Source organism: Xanthomonas albilineans (assembly GCF_002939705.1).
Taxonomy (GTDB): Bacteria; Pseudomonadota; Gammaproteobacteria; order Xanthomonadales; family Xanthomonadaceae; genus Xanthomonas_A; species Xanthomonas_A albilineans.
This window is the reverse complement of sequence record NZ_MDCB01000055.1, coordinates 1-2,350: the sequence shown is the minus strand read 5'-3', so window position 1 is coordinate 2,350 and position 2,350 is coordinate 1. Positions and strand designations below refer to the sequence as shown.

Here is a 2,350-nt window from a genome sequence, read left to right as displayed (position 1 = left end):
CTGGATCGGCGCGAAGTATTCCAGTAACGGGCCGGCATCGAGGCGCTCGCTGCCGGTGAGTTCCTTGAGCGTGGCCTGCCAGGGTTGGCTGGCGCCACGTTGCAGCATCGACCAGAATTTCTGCCCGGCTTCCTTGTTGCCGTAGAAGGTGCAGGCGTACAGAGGCCCCTTATGGCCGGCGGCATCGCATAGGCTTTTGTAGAACTGGAATTGCAGGATGTGCGAGAGGAAGTAGCGCGTGTACGGCGTGTTGGCCGGCACGTGGTACTTGGCGCCTGGGTCGAAGAACGCCTCGCCGCGCGGCGCGACCGGGGCCACACCCTGATATTTGGCCTTCAGTTCCCACCACGCCTGATTGTAGCGGTCCGGGCCGATCGAGCCATCGAACACGCCCCAGCGCCAGCGGTCGATCATCAACCCGAACGGCAAGAACGCCACTTTGTTCAACGCCATGCGCATCTGTGTATTGATCAGCGCCTCGCGACTGACTTGCGGCGCCTTTCCCAATGAGGTAGACAATTTCTATTAATGTGAATATAATCACAATTTATTCGATGATTTCTAGTCTATACCGACACCTTGGTGAGGTGTTAGCACATTGCACAGGTACTGACGGGCACATGGCTAGTTCTCGTCTAGTTGTCGCTACGTTCTTTCTGGGAAATTGACATCTGCCGCGTTGTCGGCCCCATGACACAAGGGTCTTGTGTCCAATAGCGTAAGTAAAGGAGTATTGCGATGCGTGAAATGTCAATTGATGAAGTTCAATCGGTCAGCGGTGGTATCTCTGGCTATGACGGTGCAGGCGCGGTTCTGGGAGTGCTTGGCACAGGTGCTGCCATCGCCACGGCTCCCATCAGTGCGCCGGTTATTGGCCTGGCTATTGGGGCTGCTGCAGGTTTGGCCATTGCTCAATATTTGGCCAGTAATAATTGAGCGATTAATAGTTTGACAATAGAAAGTGCGCGCCAGTCCGTCTTTGGATGGCTGGCGTGCATAATCGCGCAAATGTGTGTATCCACAAGAGTCGTTGGGGATATAGACTGAAGTGCAATGTAGTGAGTTGAATCTGACTTGCTCGATCAATAGATTACATTCGAAGAGAGCATAGTGATGCATGGTGATGGGCGATGGGATGATGAGCAGGGATTTCCTGATAATGAGCAAAGGCAGTGGTCTTTATTTGATCGTCGGCAGCCTAAGAAAATTAACTTGCAGGATGCCATGAGTCTTGCGTCTAAGTGGTTGCCAGCGAACTCAATGCTGATTGCGTCACCTAACTCAACGAAGTTCCTTCCTCCGATTCTTATACCGGAGCTGGAACACGTCGCATTTAAGTCCGTGCAGGGCAACTACAAGAGAATATCTGTTGGCTTACTTGTTTTTGGCATGCTCCTCTGTGTTGTTGCTTTTCAGCAGGTGGGTTCTAGGACATTTCATATTGGCCTCCTGTCCGTGAGTCTCGCGGGTGCGCTTATTCTTGACTATTGCTTGGGTATAGGTTCAAAAGTTGGTCTTGTACAGCGGGCCATGTTTTTTCGATGGCTTAACGTCGATAAGCGGTCGCGTCAAGGCAGGCTAATCTGGATGGGATTGATTCTGGCTACTGGGTGCCTTCAGCTTCTGATGATTGAGCACCTTGGCAGCAATGACTTGGTCTTTCAGCGGATAGGCGCAATGTATGCGTCAATTGATTCTGGTGAATATTGGCGTTTTTTTTCGGGCCCATTTTTGCATTATTCGCTATACCATTTTATTAAAAATGCCGTGCTTCTATTGTTCGTGGGCGTGCTCTCATCTGCTTTGTTGGGACACATAAGCTTGGTAGTGTTCTTCTTCGGGAATATAATTGCTGCGTATGCACAAATGAACTATGGGGGGCATTTTTTTGATAATTACGGAGGGTTGTCTGGTGGCGTATATGCTCTCTTTGGTCTTGTGATTTTTTCGGGTTTCACTACTCGATCCCTTATGCCGAAAGGGTTCTGTCTGTTTCTTGCAAATCTTGCTGTTCTGGGAGTGTTGGAGGCCGAGTTGATGTCGGAAAATGCAGCCACGACCGCGCATCTCGCAGGATTTTTCTTTGGTCTTATTTGCGGTTTGATTCTAAAACTCTCCGTCGTTTTTAAGCGCGCTTAGCTTTCCTCGTATGTTGTTGCCACCTCCGGCAACACGCTTGATCGGGCTCAATGCGGTGTTGTCGGCTTGGGAGTGTCCCAGCCGCACAGACGTCCTTGGTTTTGCTGTTTGAGCCACTCCTGGATCGGCGCGAAGTATTCCAGTAACGGGCCGGCATCGAGGCGCTCGCTGCCGGTGAGTTCCTTGAGCGTGGCCTGCCAGGGTTGGCTGG

3 protein-coding genes and 1 pseudogene are annotated in these 2,350 nt (G+C 51.4%); 2 read left to right on the top strand and 2 right to left on the bottom strand.

Going from position 1 to position 2,350, the window contains the following annotated elements:
• A pseudogene (locus tag XalbCFBP2523_RS15650) lies at nucleotides 1-492 on the bottom strand (M2 family metallopeptidase); the annotation flags it as partial.
• A 246-nt stretch (nucleotides 493-738) separates the two neighbouring features.
• Between XalbCFBP2523_RS15650 and XalbCFBP2523_RS16505 the strand changes: the two are divergent.
• Together XalbCFBP2523_RS16505 and XalbCFBP2523_RS15645 are read left to right on the top strand one after the other, a co-directional pair.
• Nucleotides 739-936 (top strand): hypothetical protein, encoded by a 198-nt coding sequence (locus XalbCFBP2523_RS16505; protein WP_012915413.1) that lies wholly within the window; start codon nucleotides 739-741, stop codon nucleotides 934-936.
• A gap of 177 nt (nucleotides 937-1,113) precedes the next feature.
• Nucleotides 1,114-2,139 carry a rhomboid family intramembrane serine protease gene (locus XalbCFBP2523_RS15645; protein WP_045766513.1) on the top strand — a complete coding sequence of 342 codons (1,026 nt, stop codon included), beginning with the start codon at nucleotides 1,114-1,116 and terminating at the stop codon, nucleotides 2,137-2,139.
• A gap of 47 nt (nucleotides 2,140-2,186) precedes the next feature.
• Here XalbCFBP2523_RS15645 and XalbCFBP2523_RS16500 read toward each other — a convergent pair.
• The coding region (locus XalbCFBP2523_RS16500) for a M2 family metallopeptidase (RefSeq protein WP_146084136.1) at nucleotides 2,187-2,350 on the bottom strand (164 nt) is incomplete at its 5' end.